The sequence below is a fragment of the Tenacibaculum aquaeponti genome (assembly GCF_057221555.1).
Genome location: NZ_CM170147.1, coordinates 3826771 through 3832964 on the forward strand (window position 1 = coordinate 3826771; position 6194 = coordinate 3832964).

At 30.6% G+C, this 6194-nt stretch carries 4 protein-coding genes; 2 read left to right on the top strand and 2 right to left on the bottom strand.

The features are described from left to right. Nucleotide 1 precedes the first annotated feature (1 nt). On the bottom strand, nt 2-694 hold the full coding sequence (cmk, locus tag AC2TEO_RS17450) for a (d)CMP kinase (protein WP_442266044.1): 693 nt from the start codon (nt 692-694) through the stop codon (nt 2-4). Nucleotides 695-749: 55 nt separating this feature from the next. Then, entirely contained in the window at nt 750-1796 is a 1047-nt protein-coding gene (gene porQ / locus AC2TEO_RS17455) for a type IX secretion system protein PorQ (protein ID WP_442266045.1), read from the bottom strand. Nucleotides 1797-1959: 163 nt separating this feature from the next. Here porQ and AC2TEO_RS17460 point away from each other — a divergent pair, with 163 nt between their 5' ends. Beyond that, complete coding sequence (locus tag AC2TEO_RS17460) at nt 1960-4176, top strand: T9SS type B sorting domain-containing protein (RefSeq protein ID WP_442266046.1); 2217 nt, start codon at nt 1960-1962, stop codon at nt 4174-4176. A gap of 6 nt (nt 4177-4182) precedes the next feature. Further along, entirely contained in the window at nt 4183-6075 is a 1893-nt protein-coding gene (locus AC2TEO_RS17465; RefSeq protein WP_442266047.1) for a PorP/SprF family type IX secretion system membrane protein, read from the top strand. Nucleotides 6076-6194 lie beyond the last annotated feature (119 nt).

The window sequence follows — 6194 nt, forward strand, 5'->3', positions numbered from 1 at the left end:
GTTATTTAACTCTATCGTTTACTAAACTCATTATACGTTCAAATTGTTCTTCTAATCCCATATCAGAATTATCAAACTCAACAGCATCATCAGCTTTAACCAGTGGAGAATCTTTTCTAGTAGAATCAATTCTATCTCTTTCTTGAACATTGAATAAAACTTCTTCGTAATTTACTTTATCACCTCTATCTAATAGTTCTTTGTAGCGTCTTGTAGCTCTTTTATCTGCAGAAGCAGTCATAAATAACTTCAATTCAGCATTAGGAAAAACAACAGTTCCAATATCTCTACCATCCATTACAATTCCTTTTTCAGTCCCCATTTTTTGTTGTTCAAGAACAAGTTTTCTTCTTACTTCAGGTATAGTTGAAACTTTACTTACTAATTTTGAAACTTCTATAGTGCGTATTTCTCTTTCAACGTTTTCATTATTTAAATACATTTCAGCAAACCCTAAATTAGAATTAAAAAGAAAAGATAATTTAATGTTTTCGAGATCATTTATAAGTTGATCTGTTAAGAGTTTATCATCAGAAACATAATTTTTACGCATTGCATATAAAGTAACAGCTCTGTACATAGCACCAGTATCTACATAAATATAATTCAGTTGTTTAGCAAGTTGTTTAGCAATAGTACTTTTTCCAGTAGAAGAAAAACCATCTATTGCGATAATTATTTTATTTATATTCATTTAAAAAGTATGTGGAACAAAGATAAAAGTTAAAGTAGAAAGAAGAAAAAACAAACTAATATTTAGTTTTATGATGGTAGTTTTTCCCTCTGTTTAAATCTATAGAAATACCAAAGGTGCTTACATTAGAAGCAGTATGAAATCTTGAGTATGCATAGTTTAACTTTACTTTATTCATTCGTAAACCAAACCCGAAAGAAATACCTCCAAACGATCTTACGTTTTGTAACTGTAATTCTTTTCCTCTTCTGAAATTATATCCTATTCTGAAGTTAACGGCACGTTTAGGAAATAATTCAGCTCCTATGCTTAAATGTCTGAATAAATTATCAATAAAAGATATTTTTTCCTCAGTAATATTTCCATCTAAATCAGAAGTTTGATTTGAAGGATTAGCAACGCTAATGTTCCATTGTTGAAGATTATCTGCAGTTAAATACCAACGTAACGGAACATTTTCTAACAAGTAAGAAGCTCCTAGAGCTATTTCGAAAGGAAGTTTTTCTTTTTCTCCATTAAAAGAAGTAATCTGTGTTCCAATGTTTCTTAATGCTATTGAGAAAATATAAGGTTTCTGATCATTGTAGTACGTGGCAGCTAAATCAGAAGAAACTCCAAAAGATGAAAAATTAGCAATAGAAGAATTAATCAATCTAAGGTTGGCTCCTAAATAAATGCTAGTGTTTGGTATACGATATGCATATCCGACAGACAAAGCAATATCACTAGCTCCAAAAGTACCAGTTTCATTTCCTTCAGCGTCAGCTTGAATTAAAGTTCCATAATTAATATAAGTAATGTTTCCGTGTATGGTTTCTGAATATCTAGAAAAACGATGTGCGTAAGAAACAGATCCCACAGAAATATCAGCTAAATAACTAGTGTAGTTAATAGAAAGTTTTCTGTCTAAATCTAAATTTATAATTGAAGGGTTCCAAGTTGCTTGGTCAACATCATCAACTAAAGTTAAAATCTTTCCACCCAAAGCAGCTTGTCTGGCATTTGTTGTTGTGTTAAGGAAAGAAAAAACACTAGTTCCACCAACTTGAGCATGACCTAAAGAAAAAGAAAATAAACTAGCAATTATAAAATGTTTTAGCATTTTTTAACTTTGATATAATAAGTTTGTAAAATTAACGTATTAATTTTAAGGATAGTGTTTAAATAGTTTTTAAATAATAAAATTTTTTTTTATTTTAAAATGAATATATTTGTATGTTATAAGTGTGTTCAAGCATTAAAATATTTAATGGTCCCCATCAATTATGTTTAAGTGTAAAAAAAATAAAGTACAGCATCTTTTTTTACTACTAGCTTTATTGTTTAGTAGTGTTATTTATGGGCAAACACTTGAGGTGCCAAGACCTAACTTTACTTTTGCATGTGCTAAGGAAGGTTCAAATAACTTTAGTTTGTTATTTGATTTTTCAGGTATGGCATTTGATCCAAATAATGTTTTTACAGTTCAACTTTCAGATCCAAATGGTGATTTTGATTCAGGAAATAATAAAAACCTTGCAACCATATCTGGTGAAAACGATAGTTTCTTTGATATTTCTGCGAATTTTGCCTTTCCAACAGATACTTATGGATTTAATTATAGAATAAGAATAATATCAAGTATACCTGCAATGGAAGGACCTTCTTTTGGTCCATTTGAAGCTTTTTATACAACTTCTGAACAATTAGTTTTAAATGATTTTAATGATGTTGTTTTATGTGGCGGAGCACAAACAGTTTCTGTAAACGAAATAGAACCAGATTTAACTTATTTGTGGTATAAGGTAGAGGGAGGTAGAGATGTGTTAATTCCCGGAGAAACAGGAGCTTCTATTAGTCTTTCTGATGGAGGTAGATATTATGCAGCTATCAATTATGGGCAATGTACACAGTCTGGGGCTGGAGTTCGTTCAAATATTATTGATGTTACAGAGATAGCACCAACTAGTTTAGTTATTGAAGGTCCGAATTCTGTAGAAATTTGTGCTAACGAAACTTATGAATTAGTAGCAAGTGTTGATGATCCAACTTTTAATTATAAATGGTATAAAGATGGTACTTTGATAGATGCTTTGCCAGCTTACACACCTAGATATACAACACCAAGTAGTAATCAATTTGGTGTGTATCATTTAGAGATCGAAGTAGGAGGTTGTTCATCACGTTCACAGGATGTTACAATAGAACAAAGAGCGGGAGTTGATTTTGATGTGAATATTGAAAATCCAGCTGTAAGAGTTAGGTTGCCAAGAGAAACCATTGAGTTAGTTATTACTCATACATCTAGCTCGGCAACAATTACTTGGTTTAAAGATGGTGATCCATTACCTTCTTCAAGTAATTCTTTAACAATAAATGCTGTTGAGGAAGGAGAATATTTTGCAGAGGTTGTTGATAATTCTTCAACATGTCCTACTTCTAAAAATTCTGCTGTTTATACAGTATTAGATGTGGTTTCTATTACACCTGAGATTAGAGCTGCTTCAAATTATTCAGATTGTAGCAATGATAGTACAACTTTGTCAATTGTTGGAGTAACAGCTACAGCTACAGATGGAAATGATTATGATTTAACACAAGATCAGATTGATAGTTTAGATTTTCAATGGAAAAAAGACGGAGCAGATTTAGCGGGAGAAACTTTAAATCAATTAACTATAGATTCTTATAATGATAATGGAGAATACGTTTTAAATGCTATAATAAGTGCAACACTGAATTTTGATTCTAATCCTTTAGATGTTTTGTTAACGTTAACAGGAGTTGAAATTCAATCATCATCTATTTCAAATGCATTATGTCCTGGAGAATCAATAACGTTTAATATGAACATAGTACCAGGTTTTGTTTATACTTGGTTTAAAGATGGTGAAGAGATAGTTTTATCAGATCCAAGCACTTTAGTTGTAAACGAAATTGGAATATATAGTGTGACTTATGAAGGGTTTGGTTGTCTAAATAATGTAGCTGAAATTAATGTAGTAGAATTTGATGATACAGTTTTAGAAGTAAGTCCTTCTTCTACAGCAGTTTTAGAGCCCGGTCAAACAATTACGTTGGAGGCAAGTGGAGCTGATTCTTATGAATGGTTTGATCAAGCTGGAAATTTGTTGTCTTCAAATGAAACTCTTGATGTTAATGCATTAGGAACATATACAGTTTTTGGTACTGTTGGAGGGTGTAGAGCACAAAGAGATATAAATGTAGTAGAGGATGATGGTAAATTAGTTATACCAAATATAATAACTCCTTTTAATGGAGATGGAATTAACGATACTTGGGAGCTTCCAAATAGATTTGCTTTTCAAAATAATGTTCAAGTAATTATTTATAACTCAAGAGGTAAGGAAGTATTAAATACAACGGATTATCAAAATAATTGGCCAGTAAATAATAATTTGAAAGATGGAATGTTATTCTATTTCAGAGTTATTCAAGATAATAACTTAATTAAAGCAGGTACAATTTCTATATTGCAATAATAATATATGGTAAAGAAAATTACTTTATTAACACTATGTGTATTTATGAATTTACTAGCTTATGCTCAAACGAGTATTGCTAGTGAAGATTCTTATAATGGTTTTTCATCAAGGAGCTTTATGAAGTTTAATAACTTCATGACAGTTCCTACATTTTCTTTACTTCATAGAGAAACATCTACAATAGAAGCGATTAGTAGAAGCTCAAATATTGATTTTGAGGATGCTTCTCGTCTACATATTTTAAGCTATTCAGGTAAAATGCAATCTAATGTTGGTGCAGGAATAGCTGTATTCCAACAAGAAATAGGGGTTTTTAAAGATTTTGGTGCCATGGCAAATTATGCCTATCAAATCAATTTATCAGAAAAAACTCATTTAACTTTTGGATTCAACTTTTTTTACAGCAGAAGAAGTTTAGATGAGCCCAGAGTGTTAACTAATACACCAGAACCTTTAATCAATAATTATCAAGACAGACCCGTAGTAGTTTTTCAGCCAGCAGCTACAGTTTCTTTTGGTAATTTTGATGTTGGATTATTCTTTGAAAACTTAGGAGATTTTAATTTAAAAAGTAGTGAATTTGTAACAGAATTTGGAGATAAAACAATCTCTGCTCATGCTGCCTATACTTATAGATTGCAAAATACTAGTGGTTTGTTTTCTGGAACAACGATTAGAGGATTAGGTATTGGAAGAAGAACAAAAGTAGATGGTTTTTCTTATGCTGCTACTGTATTAGCTGATTTGCCTAAAGTAGGTTGGTTAAAAGTTGGTTATGATAAGTTATTTGGTTTAAATGCTGGTTTTGGTATTAATCTGAATAAAAGATTATCAATTGGTTTTACATATGAAAAGCAACAAAACTTAAGTGGAACAAACGAGGTTGGTTTAATTTATCGTTTAGGGAAAAGAAAATCAAGAAAAACAGGTAATGTTACTGTTAGTATTCCTGATAATTCGATTAAACCAATAATAGATAGAAGAGAGGAAGAATACGAAAACCCTGAACATAACGATTTATCAGATGAAATAAGAATCGCTCAGGATTCTATAGATAAATTAAATAAGAAAGTAGATGAAATTTTAAAGAAATTAGAAAATCAACCTACAAATACTAAAACTACAGAAATTATTAGAGAGGTTTCACCTTCTGAGCCTACCGAAACAAGAGATCAATCTTTACCTAGAAGAAGTGATAGGCCTTGGAGAGAAACTACAGTAACAGAAAGAGGAGGAGGAGGTACAATGTATTATGTTGCAATAGAGCAATTTAAATCATTGAAAAAAGCTCAAGAAGAAGTTAAGTTTTACAATAATAAAAAGAGTGTTAAACAATATAATAAAACTCATAAGAAAAAAGTAAGAGCTAGATATGTTAGAGATCCAAAATATAATGTATATGTAGTATATATAGATCGTCATGGAAAGAAAGAAGAAGCTGAAGAACAACGTGATGAAATTAATGGAGCGATTAAAAAAGAAACAGAGAGTGATGATGAAGTAGGTGGAGGCCTAGGAATTAGTACTTCAAGTGGTAATTCTTCAGGAAAAGATAGAGTATATGTAATGAAAGTAACTCTTGGGCCTGAAGGAGAAACATATAAAGTGCCTAAAACACAGCCAAAAGCAAGAGTACAAACAATGAGTTTGGTAGATGGCTTAGAACCAGGTTATTATATGCAAGTAGGAGTATTTTCTAAAAAGCCATATGCAGATAGACTGTTAGATGAATTAGAAAGTGATGGTATAAATGCAGGTTATTTTATAAATCCAAAAACTGGATACAGACATGTATATATTCATAAATCTAACGATAGACAAGAGATAATAAAATTATACAATAGTAATTTAAACGGAAAATATTACGATAGAAAAAATATTGTCCATGTAAGATAAGGTATTGAAAATCAGTTTTTAAAATTGTGTTAAAATACTTATCTTTATAGAGATACCGTTTAGAAGTGTTATAAAATTTTGATTATAAGTTTTTTATAAGAAAGCAAAAATCCCCAAAA

Bases quoted from the DNA above. Each gene is read 5' to 3' on its own strand.
- porQ (WP_442266045.1), bottom strand. From the start codon at position 1,796: ATGCTAAAACATTTTATAATTGCTAGTTTATTTTCTTTTTCTTTAGGT.
- cmk (WP_442266044.1), bottom strand. From the start codon at position 694: ATGAATATAAATAAAATAATTATCGCAATAGATGGTTTTTCTTCTACT.
- AC2TEO_RS17465 (WP_442266047.1), top strand. From the start codon at position 4,183: ATGGTAAAGAAAATTACTTTATTAACACTATGTGTATTTATGAATTTA.
- AC2TEO_RS17460 (WP_442266046.1), top strand. From the start codon at position 1,960: ATGTTTAAGTGTAAAAAAAATAAAGTACAGCATCTTTTTTTACTACTA.